The sequence below is a fragment of the Candidatus Leptofilum sp. genome (assembly GCF_965223525.1).
Classification (GTDB): domain Bacteria; phylum Chloroflexota; class Anaerolineae; order Promineifilales; family Promineifilaceae; genus Leptofilum.
In genome coordinates this window covers 1,267,329-1,283,424 of the sequence record NZ_CBDCWX010000005.1, presented here as the reverse complement: position 1 = coordinate 1,283,424, position 16,096 = coordinate 1,267,329, and the positions used below count along the sequence as shown (strand labels likewise).

17 protein-coding genes are annotated in these 16,096 nt (G+C 49.8%); 14 read left to right on the top strand and 3 right to left on the bottom strand.

The window, feature by feature from the left end:
• Nucleotides 1–98: 98 nt before the first annotated feature.
• The 10 genes from ACOQPM_RS10980 to ACOQPM_RS10935 all read left to right on the top strand — a co-directional run bounded on the left by ACOQPM_RS10980 (nucleotide 99) and on the right by ACOQPM_RS10935 (nucleotide 8,592).
• Nucleotides 99–491, top strand: a complete 393-nt coding sequence (locus ACOQPM_RS10980) for a VOC family protein (protein WP_420629302.1) — start codon at nucleotides 99–101, stop codon at nucleotides 489–491.
• A gap of 105 nt (nucleotides 492–596) precedes the next feature.
• Nucleotides 597–947 (top strand): hypothetical protein, encoded by a 351-nt coding sequence (locus tag ACOQPM_RS10975; RefSeq protein WP_420629301.1) that lies wholly within the window; start codon nucleotides 597–599, stop codon nucleotides 945–947.
• Nucleotides 948–1,742: 795 nt separating this feature from the next.
• A complete protein-coding gene (locus tag ACOQPM_RS10970) occupies nucleotides 1,743–2,465 on the top strand; it encodes a hypothetical protein (RefSeq protein ID WP_420629300.1) in 723 nt (240 codons plus the stop codon).
• Between the two features lie 76 nt (nucleotides 2,466–2,541).
• Complete coding sequence (gene moaC, locus ACOQPM_RS10965; RefSeq protein ID WP_420629299.1) at nucleotides 2,542–3,027, top strand: cyclic pyranopterin monophosphate synthase MoaC; 486 nt, start codon at nucleotides 2,542–2,544, stop codon at nucleotides 3,025–3,027.
• 31 nt (nucleotides 3,028–3,058) lie between these two features.
• Nucleotides 3,059–3,781 (top strand): molybdenum cofactor biosynthesis protein, encoded by a 723-nt coding sequence (locus ACOQPM_RS10960; protein WP_420629298.1) that lies wholly within the window; start codon nucleotides 3,059–3,061, stop codon nucleotides 3,779–3,781.
• A 42-nt stretch (nucleotides 3,782–3,823) separates the two neighbouring features.
• Nucleotides 3,824–4,135 carry a MazG nucleotide pyrophosphohydrolase domain-containing protein gene (locus tag ACOQPM_RS10955; RefSeq protein ID WP_420629297.1) on the top strand — a complete coding sequence of 104 codons (312 nt, stop codon included), beginning with the start codon at nucleotides 3,824–3,826 and terminating at the stop codon, nucleotides 4,133–4,135.
• Between the two features lie 74 nt (nucleotides 4,136–4,209).
• Nucleotides 4,210–5,454: a beta-ketoacyl-ACP synthase II gene (fabF, locus tag ACOQPM_RS10950; protein WP_420629296.1), complete on the top strand. Its 1,245-nt coding sequence runs from the start codon at nucleotides 4,210–4,212 to the stop codon at nucleotides 5,452–5,454.
• 101 nt (nucleotides 5,455–5,555) lie between these two features.
• Nucleotides 5,556–6,263 carry a ribonuclease III gene (gene rnc, locus ACOQPM_RS10945; RefSeq protein WP_420629295.1) on the top strand — a complete coding sequence of 236 codons (708 nt, stop codon included), beginning with the start codon at nucleotides 5,556–5,558 and terminating at the stop codon, nucleotides 6,261–6,263.
• A complete protein-coding gene (locus ACOQPM_RS10940) occupies nucleotides 6,260–7,075 on the top strand; it encodes an SDR family oxidoreductase (RefSeq protein WP_420629294.1) in 816 nt (271 codons plus the stop codon). Before rnc ends, ACOQPM_RS10940 begins: the two co-directional genes overlap by 4 nt.
• A gap of 281 nt (nucleotides 7,076–7,356) precedes the next feature.
• Entirely contained in the window at nucleotides 7,357–8,592 is a 1,236-nt protein-coding gene (locus ACOQPM_RS10935; protein ID WP_420629293.1) for a sigma-70 family RNA polymerase sigma factor, read from the top strand.
• Between the two features lie 84 nt (nucleotides 8,593–8,676).
• Here ACOQPM_RS10935 and ACOQPM_RS10930 read toward each other — a convergent pair whose 3' ends face one another.
• The 3 genes from ACOQPM_RS10930 to ACOQPM_RS10920 are packed head-to-tail and all read right to left on the bottom strand — an operon-like array spanning nucleotide 8,677 to nucleotide 10,605.
• Nucleotides 8,677–9,327 (bottom strand): DarT ssDNA thymidine ADP-ribosyltransferase family protein, encoded by a 651-nt coding sequence (locus ACOQPM_RS10930; protein ID WP_420629292.1) that lies wholly within the window; start codon nucleotides 9,325–9,327, stop codon nucleotides 8,677–8,679.
• Complete coding sequence (locus ACOQPM_RS10925) at nucleotides 9,290–9,667, bottom strand: DarT ssDNA thymidine ADP-ribosyltransferase family protein (RefSeq protein WP_420629291.1); 378 nt, start codon at nucleotides 9,665–9,667, stop codon at nucleotides 9,290–9,292. The genes ACOQPM_RS10930 and ACOQPM_RS10925 overlap by 38 nt, the downstream gene beginning before the upstream one ends.
• Nucleotides 9,668–9,678: 11 nt before the next feature.
• On the bottom strand, nucleotides 9,679–10,605 hold the full coding sequence (locus ACOQPM_RS10920) for a macro domain-containing protein (protein WP_420629290.1): 927 nt from the start codon (nucleotides 10,603–10,605) through the stop codon (nucleotides 9,679–9,681).
• A 168-nt stretch (nucleotides 10,606–10,773) separates the two neighbouring features.
• Here ACOQPM_RS10920 and abc-f point away from each other — a divergent pair, with 168 nt between their 5' ends.
• From abc-f to ACOQPM_RS10900, 4 genes are all read left to right on the top strand, one after another.
• On the top strand, nucleotides 10,774–12,807 hold the full coding sequence (gene abc-f, locus ACOQPM_RS10915) for a ribosomal protection-like ABC-F family protein (RefSeq protein WP_420629289.1): 2,034 nt from the start codon (nucleotides 10,774–10,776) through the stop codon (nucleotides 12,805–12,807).
• A complete protein-coding gene (coaE, locus tag ACOQPM_RS10910) occupies nucleotides 12,800–14,062 on the top strand; it encodes a dephospho-CoA kinase (RefSeq protein WP_420629288.1) in 1,263 nt (420 codons plus the stop codon). The genes abc-f and coaE overlap by 8 nt, the downstream gene beginning before the upstream one ends.
• A gap of 95 nt (nucleotides 14,063–14,157) precedes the next feature.
• Nucleotides 14,158–14,565, top strand: a complete 408-nt coding sequence (locus tag ACOQPM_RS10905; RefSeq protein ID WP_420629287.1) for a tetratricopeptide repeat protein — start codon at nucleotides 14,158–14,160, stop codon at nucleotides 14,563–14,565.
• A gap of 87 nt (nucleotides 14,566–14,652) precedes the next feature.
• Nucleotides 14,653–16,092: an ATP-binding protein gene (locus ACOQPM_RS10900; protein ID WP_420629286.1), complete on the top strand. Its 1,440-nt coding sequence runs from the start codon at nucleotides 14,653–14,655 to the stop codon at nucleotides 16,090–16,092.
• Nucleotides 16,093–16,096 lie beyond the last annotated feature (4 nt).

Sequence of the window (16,096 nt, the reverse complement as noted above, 5' to 3'; positions counted from 1 at the left end):
AGCAGATTGAACAGATTTTTCTCTCTTATCTCCGTGGCTCTCTGGGTTTTCTCTGTGTAACTCCGTGTTCCGCTTTTTATTTTCAAAGGAGAAAAGTAATGAATTTAGCAATCCCATACCTGATGTTTTCTGGCAACTGCCACGAAGCTTTGCAGTTTTACGAATCATGTTTAGACGGCAAGATCACGTCTTTGCGTACCGTCGCTGAGGCTCCGTTCGATGTCCCGCCAGGGATGGAAGAGCGCATTTTTGATTCAGAGTTTAAAGCAGGCTCCGTTCACTTCAAGGCATCTGATGATATGCCGGGCAACGAAGTCACGGTTGGGAGCAACTTTGCCCTGTTTATTGGATCGCCCGATGCGGATGAACGGCAGAGGGCATTTGAAAAACTATCCGAAGACGGTCAGGTTCTCTTTCCTCTTGACAACAACTTTGGCATGGTCACCGATAAATTCAACATTCAATGGATGATTGCGCGAACTGAAGAATAAATTAAAAGATTTCAAAAGTCTTCTCGGCGATTCGTTCAACACCAGAGAAAATAAAGACTTTTGAAATCTACGCTGCGTAACATGAGTAAATAAGATGGAGGCAAAATGAGCACAGATAATCAAGACCCAACTGAGGCCATGCGCCTGAAAGCCAGCCTATACCCACATGTTGATGAAGGAACGGCCTGCACCCAAAGCTCATTTAAGGCAAACAAACGGGGCTTTCTCTACGTTGGAGAACAGGGTGGACGCTTCAAAGCGATGTTTAAGCTGCAAGAATCGTTGCCGGAAGCGGCTGAACTGGCAGAAACTGCGCCGAAAGATTTCCAGGTTGGCTCCAACGGCTGGGTCACTGCACGCTTTTCTGCCGAAAACCCCATGCCGCAGCCCTTATGGGAAAAGTGGCTCGATGAAAGTTATGAATTGAGCATCGCCTCAAAGCCAAAGCGGAAATAATAAAGTCAGACGTCCAATTGAGTGACACGGCAGCGCATGCCTGCGCCAATGCCGTGCCGCCCCTCTCTACCTTTATCCAAAAATTTATCACAGACGAACAAGATTCAGTCGTCTTGCATCCCCTTCGCCAAATTGCAGTTTTTGCCCCCTATACCTTTCTCTCTCAAAACAGTTAGCCGTTTCGTAGGCATCAAACAAGTTTAACATGCTGGATAACCTACATCATTCTGGGGTGTTGTCGAAGGAGGTAGCGGTTTTGGGTGAGGTAATCGCCTATTGCCATATCGCCGGAGGCTAAAGCCATCCGGCTAGTTGTGGAATCCCTTGCGGGCTGCTTGCTTGAGTTTGAGAATCAGACCCTATGGGCCTTTCATTTGTAGCGGGGGGCGTTTACGCCTCAGCAAACATAGCGGCAAATCGACTATGTGGTTGCAATAGAGATTTTGGTAGAATATGGTCGTTGCAGGAAGCTAACCGTAAAAATTATTATCGAGCGGTTGCTGTGCCATGACCAAACAGGATTTCTTGATGAACAAACTTGCCGTCTTCACATGTCTGCTTTTTTGCACAATGTTTGTCGGTTGTTTGCAAGAAGATCCAAGAGTTAATCCCACCTCACCATGGAATGTTACGAGTAATTCCTTGCCCGTAGAACTTATTTGGTCTGCTAAGGCGACTTTAGCGGCTTCTGGGACACCGATGGCCTGTAACGGGAAGCAAGGCGTCATTGCCGGAACGATGTCTTAGGAAGGTAAGGAACTCGAAGGCACAATACTATTTAATAAAGAAGGCAATGTGCTCTGGCATAAATCTGAGCAAAGCCCAGTTGCTGTCGCGCTAAATCATGCTCAGGTCTTTGTGTACAAAGCGGAGACAATTCCTAATATTGCCGCTTATAAGATTGAATCTGGCACCCAACAATGGGCATCAGGGAAAGCCTTAGATTTCCGCCAAGGAATTCCTTTTTTGAGCGTAAAGAACGGACGTCTCAGCTACCATTCAACTGATCAAATAAACTATTACGACACCGATGATGGAACTCTATTATCAAGCGAGTCGATTCCTACGGAAAATCTCCATCTACGACAAACCGGGATCGATATTTATAGTGGAAATGGATACCATTTGTATGCAACGGTCGCTGGTGAGCCCCAAACTTACTTATGGACAACTGAATATGACATAGGCCTAAACCCTTATGTTTTCGATGACGCACTCATTGTACGAATGCGCCAACAAGTATGCAGTCTCAAACTTGAAGATGGCCAAATAAATTGGTGTTCTGACAAACAGATCAATTCCAACATTGCTGCCTACGGAGATATTGGATACGTTCTCAACTTTGATGGTCAGTTGATTGCTTTTCAGTTGGACGATGGGTTAGATGTTGGAAGTTTGGAATTTAGCTCGAAAAGTCCTGCTTCTGGTAACTTTATTACGACTTGTGATGGTCATTTGTTAGCTTATCTTCGCTCTCCCGATCAGATTTTTTGGTTTGACTATATTGGCGAAAACTAAAAATAAATTTGGAGCTGAACGGCCGTCTTCTGCCCCAATTGGCTTCCCACCTGATAGCTCACTATAATTGCTTTTAATGTCAAAGTTAACCCATCTGGATGAAGCTGGTCGCGCCCGCATGGTAGACGTGGGCGACAAGGACGACACTGAGCGCGTCGCCGTGGCGCGTGGCTCTGTGAAAATGGAGCCGGAAACATTGTCTCTTATTATAGAAGGCAACATGAAAAAGGGAGATGTGCTAACTGTGGCGCAGCTAGCTGGCATCATGGCCGCCAAGCGCACCAGCGACCTCGTCCCTATGTGCCATCCGCTCATGCTCAGCCACGTAGCCGTCACCTGCACGCCCAACCCCGCCGCAAGCCGCGTTGACATCAAGGCATCTGTCCGGTTGAAGGGCAAAACGGGGGTGGAGATGGAAGCGTTAACGGCCGTTTCCGTTGCCGCCCTCACCATTTATGACATGGCCAAAGCCGTCGATCGCGGCATGGTCATTGGGGATGTGCGCGTCGTGGAAAAATCTGGTGGTAAAAGTGGAGATTGGAGATTGGAGACTGGAGATTAAAATCAAACTCAAATCTCCGTTCAACTAAAAAATGGAAATTCAAATCAAACTATTCGCCACGCTGAAAGATAAAGCGGGCAACAATAAAATAACCGTCACGGTGGCAGAACCAGCTAATGTGGCAACGTTGTTGGATGCAGTCGGCGCAGCGCATCCGGCTTTGCAATCTTCCCTACCTATTGCGGTGGTGTCGGTGAATAAATCGTTTGCTGGGTTGGATACGGCCGTATCTGCTAATGATGAAGTCGCCCTGTTCCCCCCCGTCAGCGGCGGCAGCGGGCAGGACAACCTTCCTCACCCCACCTACTTTGCCGTCACCAGCGATGAGCTAGATATTCCCTCTATCCACGCCCACCTTACCAACCCAGAAATTGGCGCAATTGTCAGCTTCACCGGTTCTGTGCGCGGCCATACCCAGCGCGACGGCCTGCCTCCAGAAACGCAGTTTCTAGAATATGAAGCCTACAGCGAAATGGCCGAGCTAAAAATGGCGCAGATTGCCCGCGAAATTTGGGAGAAGTGGCCGCTGGTGAAGGGGGTGGCCATTGTGCAGCGAATCGGCCGTTTGGACATTGGCGAAAACACCACCTTCGTCGCCTGCGCTAGCGGCCATCGCGACCAGGGCGTCTTCGACGCCGCCCGCTACGGCATCGACCGCCTCAAAGAGATCGTCCCCATTTGGAAAAAAGAAGTTGGCGAAGACCAGTCGGTTTGGGTAGAAGGCGATTATCGCCCCACTGAAGCGGATAATTAGAGACTGGAGATCAAACTATTCTCTAATCTCCAATCTCTAATTATGGAAAACTGGCAAGAACGCGTCCACCAATTTGCTAAAAAACACAACTTATCCCACTCCCCCGGTGTTACTGCATTAGATTTACTCAGTGAATTTGGCGAGGTTGCCAAAGAGCTACTCAAAGCAACCGATTACGGCCATCACGACCCGATTGACAACCCAGCCATAGCCGACGAGTTAGGCGATATGCTTTATAGTTTGTGTCAGTTGGCAACGGCCGTAAACGTAGACCTCGAGCAAGCACTCACGGCGGCTCTGGCAAAATACGAAGCCCGCTGGCAAGAAAAAGGGCATCCGGGCAGTGGGCAATAATGAAAAAAGAAAGAGGTAATTGAGTAATTGCCCAATTACTTCCCTGAAAGGTATCAACTCTTGGGAGAAGAAGAATGCAAAACGGATTAAAAAACCATCGTGTCGTCATTACCGGCATGGGCTTAGTTACCCCTCTAGGCCATAACGTACCTGACACTTGGGCCGCTATCAAAGCGGGCAAGTCTGGTACAGGTGATTTTGTGGTGCTCAACAAAGGCGAACACGAGATGGGCACCATTTGTGAAATCAAAGATTTCGATGCGAATGAACATTTGGGGCGACGCGATGCCCGCCGCCGCGACCGCTTCCAGCAGCTAGCCACCGTCGCTGCGCGCGAAGCAATCAGTCACTCTGGCCTCGAAATCACAGACGAGAACCGGGAACGCATTGGCATTACGATGGGAACTGGCGTGGGCGGCATTCAAACGCTAGTAGAGCAAGAGCATACCGTGCTAGAAAAAGGGCTCAAGCGCGTCAGTCCCTTTGCCATCACCATGATTATGCCCAACGGCGCGGCCGGCATGATTGCCATTGATTACGGTATTCACGGTCCCTCCACCACCATCACCACAGCCTGCGCCGCTGGCAGCGATGCCATTGGCCACGCTTTCCGCACCGTGCAGCGCGGCGAAATGGACGTGATGCTCACGGGCGGCAGCGAATCCATTCTGGCTTCTGTAGCGGTAGCTGGTTTTGAGCGCGCTGGCGCGACGTCCAGCAAGACCAACAACACGCCTCAGCCTTTCGATAAAAATCGGGATGGGCTCGTTGTGGGCGAAGGGTCTGGCATGTTGATAATCGAGAGCCTGGAACATGCCCAAGCGCGGGGGGCTACCATTTACGCCGAACTAGTTGGCTACGGCCAAACCACCGACGCACACCACATCACTGCTCCGGCTGAGGGTGGCGCAGGAGCCGCCCGTGCCATCCGCAAAGCATTGGAAGATGCGAGGCTGCAACCGGAGGATGTAGATTACATCAGCGCACACGGTACGGCGACCCCTTTGAATGATGCGTCGGAAACGGCTGCAATCAAATCCGCCCTCGGTGAACACGCCTATAACGTTGGCATCAGCTCCACCAAATCCATGACCGGGCACATCATGGGGGCTACAGGCGCCATCGAAACCGTCTTTTGCACCCTGGCCATCCATGATCAAATCATGCCGCCCACCATCAATTACGAAACCCCAGACCCCGACTGCGACCTGGATTACATTCCCAACACCGCTCGCTCCGCTAAAGTGGACGTTTGCCTCAACCATGCTTTTGGTTTTGGGGGCCATAACGCGGTCTTGGTCATTAAAAAATTCCAATAGCCCCAAATTGTGTGGCATAATAAGAGAAAAAATCAAAGATTTCGCAGATTCCCAGATTTTCCAATCTTTTGAATCTGCGAAATCTTTGATTGCTAACTTGTATGAATCGTTTTGGTGAATTAGAAAACAATCTCAACATCCAGTTCAAAGATTACTCGCTGCTGATGCGCGCGCTTACCCACCGCTCCTACCTGAACGAAAATCCTGGAGAGGTGCTGGAGGACAACGAGCGTCTGGAATTTTTAGGGGACGCGGTGCTGGACTTTATCGTTGGAGCCTACCTTTACCACCGTTTCCCAGAGATGGATGAGGGTGAGCTGACCAGCTTGCGGGCGGCACTGGTGCGAGCAAAAACGTTGGCAAGCTTTGCGCGTCAGTTGGAAATCGGCCGTTTTCTTTTGCTTGGTTATGGTGAGACCGAAAACGGGGGTCGAGAGCGCACACCTTTGCTCTGCGCCTCATTCGAGGCGGTCATCGGGGCAGTTTATTTAGATCAAGGCTTGCCTGCGGTTAAACCTTTGGTTGAGAGACTCATTAGTCCAGCCCTCACAGAAATTATGGCAGAATCGCTGCACAAAGATGCCAAAAGCGAGTTCCAGGTGTGGGCTCAGGCCAAATTCAACATCACCCCCCGCTACGAAGTTTCGGGCGCAAGCGGCCCCGATCATGCTAAAGAATTTACGGTTCAGGTATTATTAAATGAGGACGTGTGGGGAGAAGGTATTGGTCGCAGTAAACAACGCGCTGCCCAAGCCGCAGCCAAAGAAGCAATTGCCAAAACCGAAGCTTTAGATTTAGAAAACGAATGAGCCGCATTTTAATCACAGGGGGAAGCAGTTACCTGGGTCAGCATCTTGTGCCGTTGGCAGTTCAGATCGGACACACAGTTCATTATTCCTACTATCAAAACAACCCTGCGATTCCTGGCGAACGTTATCAATTGGATGTTCGGGATGAAACGGCCGTTCGCAAACTCATCCACTCCCTCCAACCGGACATCATCATCTACCTCGTCGGCTCTACAGCAGCGATGGCCATGGCCATCCGCGAGGGCACCGGGAATGTGATGTGGGCCGCCCGTGAAGTTGGCGCGCGGCTGGTACACCTATCAACCGACGCCATCTTCCGTGGCGATGCCGCCCCCTACAATGAAACTGCGCCGCCTGATCCGATTACGCCATACGGCCGTGCCAAATCCGACGCCGAAGCCATTGTGCAGCAGCACCCCAACAGCGTCATCGTACGTACCTCACTCATCTACGGTTTGGAGCAAATGGACCACGGCACGCGCTGGATGGCAGCGGCCCTGACCAACGGGGAACCTGTGACCCTGTTTAGCAATCAGATTCGCAATCCAGTGTGGGTTGAAAGCCTGTGTTTGGCGATTTTGAAACTGGCACACAATCAGGTCAGCGGCATTCTCAACGTGGCTGGCAGGCAAGCCCTTACTCGCGCCCAGTTTGGCCTAAAAATGCTGGATTATTGGCAAGTTCAGCCCCGCGACACGCTTACCATTGCTCCATCAGACGGCCGTTGGCCATTAAATTGTGAACTGGATTTAACAAAGGCAACGGCCGTGCTAGAAACACCACTTCCGGGCGTGGATGAACTGCTGATATAGATGAAAAAATAGGCCAAACAACATGGTACCAAAGAGCTATTGTTGCTTTTGATATTGTCACTTTCAAGACCCAGGTTTCAGTTCATTCCACCCCTTGACTTTTGCCATTTGAATATGCTAGACTGCCCCTCTAGGTAAGGAAGAGGCTAGCTAGCTCAATGCTTATACAACACATTTTTAAGAGATTATAAATTGCCGTTTGGGAAAATTTGTGACGAGTTGGCTACATGGGTGAGAGTCAGCACCCCCTAAATATACAATCTCGGAGAAAGGGAAAATAGATGACCAAATTAACCACGCCATTCGACGAAATGGACTTTGTTAGCGTATTGCTAAATGAAGGGTCCGAACAAGGCTATATCACCTACGATCAAATCATGGAAGCCCTGCCTGACGTCGAAGACAATTTGCCAATACTAGAGACAATCCTGGAAGAGGCTCAGGCAGCTGGTATTCCTATTTATGAAAACGAGGATGAAGTTGAAGCTCAAATGACGGATGCCGAGTCTAAGGAGCTAAGCGAGGCTTTAGCCAACGGTAAAGCCTTGTCAGAAGGAGAGACTACGGAAGTCTCCCCTCATGCTGCACCGCTGTTTGATTTAAGCAATGTACCGATTGATGATTCCGTGGGCTTATATTTCCGTGAGATGGGGCAGCAAGGGCTGCTTTCTGCGGATGAAGAAGTTACCCTGGCCATGGAAATTGAAGCGGGTAAAGAAGCAGAAGTACGCATCAACGATGAAATTTTGAGCCTTGATGAGCAGGATGCGCTGGCAAATCTGACAGAAATTGCCGACATGGCTCGCGCTCATCTCATTCGCGCCAATACTCGCCTGGTTGTAAGCATCGCCAAGAAGTATCGTGGACGCGGCTTGCAGTTTCTGGATTTGATTCAGGAAGGCAATGTTGGCTTGATGAAAGCCGTAGAAAAGTACGATTATCGTCGTGGGAATCGCTTTAGCACTTATGCCACCTGGTGGATTCGTCAGGCCGTCACCCGTGCCTTGGCCAACCACGGCCGTACCATTCGTATCCCGGCGCACTTGGGTGGCCGCATCAGCAAGCTGTATCAGGTTGCCCAGGAGTTAGAACAGGAATACGGCCGTCAGCCCACTGCCGAAGAAATTGCCGAACATATGGAGCTACCCGCCGAGCGCGTTCGCTGGATGTTGCGAACCAGCCGCCAGCCAGTCCACCTGGAACGCCCCGTTGGCGACGAATCTGACGCTGAACTGGGTGACTTCATTGAAGATGTAGACGCACCGCCGCCAGCCGAAACCGTCGCCCAAAAGATGCTCACCGAAGAGCTAGGCGAGATTCTGGATCAGCTTACCCCGCGTGAAGCCCGCATTTTGCGCCTGCGCTACGGCCTGCAAGATGGCGAATCTCGCACCCTCAAAGAGGTCGGCGAAATGTTTGGCCTTTCCCGCGAGCGCATCCGGCAGCTTGAGAAGGAAGCGCTACGCAAGCTGCGCCATCCCAACTTCGCCGGACACCTCCGGCAATACCTCAACTAACAAAAAAGGGGCCGCGGCCCCTTTTTTGATTCATGTAATTGTTTGTGGAATGCAGTACAAACTGCCTTCTATTTTTGCTGTTGCCTAAAATGGAATATCCACCTCTTCGAACGAATTTGCAAAAGCCAAATAATTATCAAGCTTTACACGAATCGTGTATTTGGGTATTTTGCGACGAAAGGATATAGAGAAATTTTGATTTGGCTTTACCATGAAATTATTTATTTCATACGCTCCATTCTGAGTTTCGGTCTGAACCTCAATTTTAAGATTAAATGGTCCAGGCGAACTGGTTTCTGGCGAAAAATCAAACGTAGCAGATTGGGCTGATAAGCGACCAGTTTGAATGAAGGTATGTTTCCGAAAGAAAAGCGTACTTCTGCTGGTAGCTGCAACTTTATTACGATATTTTCTTCTATTGTTTGGTTCAAGTAGCTGCAACAAAGTTTCCTTTTCAGCCTGAGACCGACAATAGATATATCTTAAAGCATTAAGCTCTAAACTGTTAGGAACCAAAACTTCTGCACTACGTCGAAAGGTTATATCCTCCTTTGAAGGATCAAAACGACCCGTATGATATATTTTCTTCCATGGTAAATTTTTCAAGTCGCTTGCATTCGATAAATATCTTGCTCTGGGAGAACCAAGCCCACCATCCGAAAACTGACATCCATCAAGAGTTAAAATATATTCGGAATCAAATAAGGAAAAAGACTGGAACCGGGCAATGAGCATCTGGATAGCGTGATTTCGACAAAACCCTGTCAGATCGAATACCCTCAACATGAAATTGAGTGGGAGTTTGAGGGCGGAAATAAAAGCGGACGCAAGATTGTACATGAGGATTAGTTCCAGCAAGAACAGCTGAGCTTCCACTACTAACAGAAAGCACGCCTCTTTTTTCCGCTTCTTGCCTGCTAAAAATTGCACCACTATTTAATATTTTTGCCGCGTTAAGTATATCTGTGTAATGAAAGACAAAACTGGGCCACCATCTTCGTTCACTTCTATATATCCATTCTTGCTCTGAGAGATTTTTCAGAAAGCTTTTTATTTGATTGGCGTCTTTTTTCACGAGGCTAGCTTTTAAATATTGTCGAACGAAAGGAGTGGCAATTGTTTAATTTCATGTGAACGGCTGAAAGCAGAAGGCATGACCTGTAGACCTATTGATACGGTAGATCTAGCTAGCTGTTCGTAATTTTCTGTGACATGAACAGGCTTTACATAATCAAGTTCTGAAAAGATAGGTATGAGATAAGAAATTTGCTTATTGATACCTGGTGCAATCCTCCGGGTAGAAAATCCATGATTGCGTAATTGCTGCCAAAATGCCACCAAGTCTTCATATTTGACTAAATAACGTTGTCCAGAAGCATATATCTCTAGCCCTTCAGGATCATAACAAATTTGAGCCGAAAACTTGTTATTTTGAGCTACGGTTGTGAAATTTGATTTTGTTTTTAGCAGATGAGTAAGGTCATCCCAAACCTCAAGAAACGGAAGGCTGGTAGGCTCAGTTCGCAACCACTTTTTCATCTCAGTAGGACTAAGATGCTCCACAAAGGGGCTGTCTTTTTCTGGATAGATAAAGACATCAATAGGTAGATTTCGGAGATAATCATACATAAGAGGTTGAACTTGGCTTTTAAAGTCCAATTGCCCATTTCCACAACCAAGCGGCGGAAATGCAATACTATGAATCCCCATTTCCGCATACGTGTCGGCAAATTTCTGTAAGCCTGCTTCAATGTATTCTAACTTGGAAGGATTACGCCAGTGTTTTTTTGTAGGAAAATTTAAAACCCATTTATTCGGGCTCTTATAAAGCCACAACATACCAATCTCAAAACTACCCTGCTCACACAACCTTCGATACTGCTTGTACATATCAGGGAATAGCCGCTTGAACTCCAAAGCAACTCCTTTGCCCATCACCCCCACTGTATTCACAGTATTTACTAAAACTTGAGCAGGAGAATTAAAAAGATTACCTTCCACATAGAGGATCATGTTAAACCTTCCTGAGAAATTTCCACCGTTTCATCCTTATTATACTACATTGTGGATTTTTATAGGACATTTATTCTAATATTGTTAGTTATTTAATCGGGAGCCGGCAATTTTTCTGCCTGTTAGTTTTTAAGCACGGAAAGCTCACGTTCGGTATAATCGCACGTTATGGCACTTTTGACGGCACATAACATTGGCCAAGCGTTTGGTGAGTTTGACGTTTTCACTGGCGTGAGTGGCAGCATTCCCGACGGCGGTAAAGTGGGGCTAGTTGGTCCCAACGGCGTGGGCAAAACGACGCTGCTGCTGATTTTGGCTGGATTGAGCCAGCCTAGCGCAGGTAGCGTGCAAATTGCCAAAGGCACACGGCTAGGCTATCTGCCACAAGAAGCCGCCCAAGCGTTTGCTGGACAGGAAAACAGCGTCTTTGAAGAGATGCTCACCGTTTTTGATGCCTTACGAGAAGATGAAGCTACGCTGCGCCAAATGGAGCAGAAAATGGCCAACGGCGATCACTCCGAAACGTTGCTGAGTAGCTACAGCCAACTGCAAGAGCGTTTTGAACATGCAGGTGGCTACGACTACCAGATTCGCATCCGGCAGGTGCTGACGGGGCTGGGCTTCGCCGAGGGTGATTGGAGGATGCCGCTGCCGCACCTGAGCGGCGGGCAAAAAACGCGCGTTCTGCTGGGCCGTCTGCTGCTGGAAAAGCCAGATTTGCTCATCATGGATGAGCCGACAAACCATTTGGACGTGGCAGCAATTGAGTGGCTGGAGGGAATGCTGAAGACGTGGGACGGTGCGATTTTGGTGGTGAGCCACGACCGCTACTTTTTGGACCGCGTGGTGAGTAACATCTGGGAGATGAGCAGCCATGGCCTACAGCGTTATCGCGGCAACTATTCAGCTTATGTGCAGCAGCGGCAGGAGCGATGGCAAAAACAAATTCAGGCGTATGAGGATTTTCGGCAGCATATCGCCAAAGAGATGGATTTTATTCGGAGGAACATTGCCGGGCAGCGCACGCAGATGGCACAGGGCAAACTGAGTCGGCTGGCACGAGAGGTAACGGCCGTTCTCATCGGCGGTCTCCCAGCATTAGCCATGCTCAACAGCAAGGGCTGGTTGCAAACGGACGCCCATTACGGCATTATCCGGTACGGCCGTGTGGCTACCACCGTCGGCGAACTGCAACAGCAAATTGGAGAACTGAGGCCACCGATACGGCCGTCTACCCTTCGGCTTAACTTGGACAGCGAACAGCGCAGCGGCGAACTCGTCCTACGCACCAAAGAGCTAACCATCGGCTACCCTAGCACAAAGCTGTTTACGTCTGAAGACATTGAGCTGCGGCGGCTGGAATGTGCCGCGCTTATTGGCCCCAACGGCGCGGGCAAAACCACCTTTCTCAAAACCGCGCTGGAGCCGCTGGAACCGCTGCACGGCGAGGTGATTTTGGGCGCGAGTTTGCAGATTGGCTACTTTGCTCAGGCGCATGATGGGCTAAATTTGGAAAACACGGTGCTGGACGAGCTGCTCAACTTCCGCAATCTGCCCATCAGCGAGGCGCGGAACTATTTGGCGCGCTTTTTGTTCCGCGAGGATGATGTGTACAAAAAGGTAAGTATGCTCAGCGGCGGCGAGCGGGGGCGGTTGGCGCTGGCAATTTTGGCACTACAAGGGGCTAACTTTTTACTGCTCGACGAGCCGACCAATCATCTGGATATCCCCTCGCAGGAAGCGTTGCAAGAGGCATTGGAGCAGTTCAATGGCACCATTTTGATGGTATCCCATGACCGCTATTTGGTGAATGCGCTGGCGACGCAGATTTGGGCACTGGCAGACGGCCGTCTGCGCGTCTACGCTGGTGGCTACCAAAACTATCTGGACATCCGTGAGCAAGAGGCAGAAGCAGCCAAAGCAGCGGCTGCCCGGATGCGCGCAGCGGAAAAAGCAGCTCGCAGCCGCAACAACGGCAGCCAGCTTAGTAAAAACGAATTGCGTAAGCAGGCCGAAGCGTTGGTTGAGGTCGAACAGGCCATCGAAGCTGCTGAAGCGGAGATTGCCAAAATCGGCGACGCGCTGCAAGAAGCGACAACCAGCGAATCTTTTGCTAAGATACAAACGCTCAGCGAGGCGTACGCTACTGCCGAAGCTAAATTAGCCGATCTAATGGAACAATGGGAGACATTGCATGAGTGACAACGCTGAACCAACCACCTATGCCGGAAAAGTGATCGTGGGGCTGACGGGCAATATCGCCACGGGCAAATCGGCCGTGATGCGCCTAGCGCGTGACCACGGCGCACTCACCATTGATGCCGACAAGATTGTGCATGAATTGATGGACAATGATGCCACGATGCAAGCGGCTATTGCGGTGGCGTTTGGCTCAGAGGTGCGGCGGGAGGACGGCCGTATCAACCGCCAAAAGCTCGGCGAGATTGCCTTTGCCGACCCCACCGCCATGCAAGATTTAGAAGCGATGATTCATCCCGCCGTGGGCAAAGTGGTAGATGCCCGCATTTTGGCCAGCGAGCAAAAGATCATCTTCATCGAGGCAATTAAATTACTTGAAGGCAATCTGCGCGATATTTGCCACCAAATTTGGGTCACGCGGTGTAGCCCCCAGCGGCAGCTTGAGCGGCTGCGCGTTTGCCGGGGTATGGAGACGGAAGTAGCGGCCGTTCGCATCAAAGGCCAGGCTCCGCAAGAAGAAAAAGTGGCTCAATCAGACGTGCTCATAGACACCAACGGGCTCATGAAGGATACCGAAGCCCAGTTCAACATTGCCTGGGCGCGTTTGCCAGACCCAGCCACGGCCCAACCAATGGCGCGCCTGCCGCAGCCGGATGAATCAGCACAAAGTAACTCACTGCCGCTTGCAGGCCGTCTAAATTCACCCAAAGCAGCCGCACCCAAAAAAGTAAGCAGCGATGCCCCACCGCCCCGCCTGGAACCCAGCGACCGCCCAGACGATTTGCAGGTCCGCCGCGCACGGCCGTCTGACATCCCTTCCATCTTACTGCTCATCCAAAAAGCAACCGATGGCAAGGTGAAGATGAAGCGTGCCGAACTGCTAATGGCCTTGAGCGAAAGAGGTTACTTCATCGGGCAAGTTGGCACCGAAATCAGCGCGGTCTTTGGCTATAACATTGATAGTCAGGTAGCGCGCATTGACGAAATTTACATTCATCCGCTGGAGATGCTCTCCCAAACGGGCAAGGCCGTTTTAGAAGATATTGAAATCTCGGCCGCCTCCCACATGGGGCAAATCATTGTGGCCTTTTTGCCTCAAGATGCACCTGCCATCATCCGCGAACTGTTCGAGGCAGAGCATTACGCGCCGATGCCCTTTGATGAAATGGCCAAGGGCTGGCAGTTGGCCATCGAAGAGTCGCAGCCGGAAGGCACCGATTATCTGGTGCGGCTGCTGCGCGACACGCGAGCTGGGTAAAGAATTTCTCCGCAGATTAACGCAGATTTCGCAGATTTTTCCTTTAATCTACGCTAATCTGCGAAATCTGCGGATTGTTTTTAGGCAGGAAATTAATGCGATTTGTGTGGGCATGGCTTTTGTATACCTGGGGTGGACTGCACCGCTATTTTGGCATTCAAAACAGCATGGCGCGGGAGTTTGAGCGGGCGGTTCATTATTTTAGCCGTGCCTACAATGTTGACCCAACCTTCCGGGCGGCAAGGCTGCACCGGGGCATTTTGCTGGGGCGAGAGCTAGGTCGCATTGAGGAAGCCATTGCCGATTTTGACGCCCTGCTGGATGAAGACCCCACCTACCACCTGGCTTTGTTTAACCGGGGGATGATGTGGATGGAAAACGGCCGTTACCCTCAAGCCCTCACCGATATAGAAGCCTACCTCACCCAAGCTGACCCCTCCGACGAAAATTGGCCCGACGCCAACCGCATCGTTCGACTCCTCCGCGACATAGACCAAGAATAATGTTTCTACAAAAGTCGTTATTATATCTTTGCACAAAATTAAGCCACAAGCCTTGCATAATACACACCACGTGGTTAAAATCATCACATGCGTTTTGTTAACCGAAAAATTGAACTTGCTTTTCTTGATAAGTTACTCAAGCATACCCGCTCACGTTCGGCGCAATTTGTGTTGATATACGGCCGTAGACGAGTAGGCAAAACGCGCCTCTTGCGCCATTGGTTATCAAACATTGATATTCCCGCCATGTATTGGGTAGCTGAAAAGGAAACCGCATCATTACAAAGACGAAAATTTATCGCTGAATTTGAGCAGCGGCCTCTGCGACAAGCCCCTCTGTTGGATAGCTGGTCAGAGGCATGGGAACTTGTGGCTAATCGTATTGGTGATAAGCAACATATCTTGGTGATTGATGAATTGCCTTATGCCGCACAGGCTGACAATGCGCTGCTCTCAAGCCTACAGCACGCCTGGGATCAATATTTTGAAAACAGCCAACTAATTCTGATATTGTGTGGTTCGCAAATGCGGGTAATGGAAACATTACAATATCACCAATCCCCGCTATTTGACCGATTCACAGCTCAATGGCACCTTGATCCGCTACCGTTTCACAGCCTTGAACAATTTTTCCGGGACTGGTCAACTGAAGAGCGCATTGCCCTCTACGCAATCGTTGGCGGTATTCCAGCCTACCTCAATTGGCTTCATCCAGAGCAAGGGTTAGTTGAAAACATCAGGGATGTCATTCTGGCACCTGGCAGCTTGTTCATCGCTGAACCAACATTTTTACTGTACGACGAAGTAAACGAACCTCAAACTTTCCTCTCGATCCTGAAGGCAATTGGGATGGGCAACCATACACTGTCCGAAATCAGTAACTACTCGTTGATAGGAAAAACACATCTTTCATCATACTTAGTGCGGTTACAGGAACTAAAATTAATTGAACGACGCATTCCAGCCACGGTACCCACCATCAAACGCCGAAAATCGCGTCAAGGACGCTACCATTTCAGCGATCCATATTTTCATTTCTACTTTCGGTTCTTAGCCCCATTCAACGATATCTTGCCCGATGATATTGAGCCTGTATTAGAAAAGGTACGCTCAGAACTGCGTGGGTTTGTGGGGCAAACCGCATTTGAGCAGCTAAGCCAGCAGTGGGTGCGTGAACAACGCAAACGAGATGCGTTAGAATTTCGGCCAATGATTATTGGCAGCCACTGGAGCCGAAAGGTTCAAGTTGATGTGGTTGGAGTCAATTGGGATAGTCGCGATATTCTGCTTGGTGAATGCAAATGGGGAGACAATCCGATTAGTCGTGGAACAGTGCGCGAGCTAGTAGAGCAAAAAGCACCTAAATTATTGGCAGAACTGCCCCATTCACCTACCGATTGGTCGCTTCACACCATCTTCTTCGCACGGGCAGGATTTTCATCAGCGGCACAGCAGTACGCAAGGGAACAAAACATGACATTGGTCGATCTTGAAACGTTGGAAGCTGGGTTAGCGTTTCAAGCGTAATGCA

Bases quoted from the DNA above. Each gene is read 5' to 3' on its own strand.
- ACOQPM_RS10980 (WP_420629302.1), top strand. From the start codon at position 99: ATGAATTTAGCAATCCCATACCTGATGTTTTCTGGCAACTGCCACGAA.
- ACOQPM_RS10975 (WP_420629301.1), top strand. From the start codon at position 597: ATGAGCACAGATAATCAAGACCCAACTGAGGCCATGCGCCTGAAAGCC.
- moaC (WP_420629299.1), top strand. From the start codon at position 2,542: ATGTCAAAGTTAACCCATCTGGATGAAGCTGGTCGCGCCCGCATGGTA.
- ACOQPM_RS10960 (WP_420629298.1), top strand. From the start codon at position 3,059: ATGGAAATTCAAATCAAACTATTCGCCACGCTGAAAGATAAAGCGGGC.
- ACOQPM_RS10955 (WP_420629297.1), top strand. From the start codon at position 3,824: ATGGAAAACTGGCAAGAACGCGTCCACCAATTTGCTAAAAAACACAAC.
- fabF (WP_420629296.1), top strand. From the start codon at position 4,210: ATGCAAAACGGATTAAAAAACCATCGTGTCGTCATTACCGGCATGGGC.
- rnc (WP_420629295.1), top strand. From the start codon at position 5,556: ATGAATCGTTTTGGTGAATTAGAAAACAATCTCAACATCCAGTTCAAA.
- ACOQPM_RS10940 (WP_420629294.1), top strand. From the start codon at position 6,260: ATGAGCCGCATTTTAATCACAGGGGGAAGCAGTTACCTGGGTCAGCAT.
- ACOQPM_RS10935 (WP_420629293.1), top strand. From the start codon at position 7,357: ATGACCAAATTAACCACGCCATTCGACGAAATGGACTTTGTTAGCGTA.
- ACOQPM_RS10930 (WP_420629292.1), bottom strand. From the start codon at position 9,327: ATGCTCATTGCCCGGTTCCAGTCTTTTTCCTTATTTGATTCCGAATAT.
- ACOQPM_RS10920 (WP_420629290.1), bottom strand. From the start codon at position 10,605: ATGATCCTCTATGTGGAAGGTAATCTTTTTAATTCTCCTGCTCAAGTT.
- abc-f (WP_420629289.1), top strand. From the start codon at position 10,774: ATGGCACTTTTGACGGCACATAACATTGGCCAAGCGTTTGGTGAGTTT.
- coaE (WP_420629288.1), top strand. From the start codon at position 12,800: ATGAGTGACAACGCTGAACCAACCACCTATGCCGGAAAAGTGATCGTG.
- ACOQPM_RS10905 (WP_420629287.1), top strand. From the start codon at position 14,158: ATGCGATTTGTGTGGGCATGGCTTTTGTATACCTGGGGTGGACTGCAC.
- ACOQPM_RS10900 (WP_420629286.1), top strand. From the start codon at position 14,653: ATGCGTTTTGTTAACCGAAAAATTGAACTTGCTTTTCTTGATAAGTTA.